The sequence below is a fragment of the Vogesella lacus genome, assembly GCF_979366295.1.
The window spans coordinates 1-268 of the sequence record NZ_CEETQT010000052.1 but is presented as its reverse complement, the minus strand read 5'-3'; the positions used below and the strand labels follow the sequence as shown (position 1 = coordinate 268).

Annotated in this window: 2 tRNA genes; both read right to left on the bottom strand. The window is 58.6% G+C overall.

Features of this window, described 5'->3' with window-relative positions:
• Positions 1-47: 47 nt before the first annotated feature.
• Positions 48-123: transfer RNA gene (locus ACZ9W6_RS17685), tRNA-Val, on the bottom strand.
• Positions 124-153: 30 nt separating this feature from the next.
• Positions 154-230 (bottom strand) — tRNA-Asp (locus ACZ9W6_RS17680).
• Positions 231-268 lie beyond the last annotated feature (38 nt).

Genomic DNA, 268 nt, shown 5'->3' with positions numbered 1-268 from the left:
GGCGTGACAGGCCGGTATTCTAACCAACTGAACTACCGCTCCAACCGTGGTGGGCGTTGACGGAGTCGAACCGCCGACATTCTGCTTGTAAGGCAGACGCTCTACCAACTGAGCTAAACGCCCGAAACTAATCGGTTACTACTGAATTGTGGTTGGCGGAGCGGACGGGACTCGAACCCGCGACCCCCGGCGTGACAGGCCGGTATTCTAACCAACTGAACTACCGCTCCAACCGTGGTGGGCGTTGACGGAGTCGAACCGCCGACAT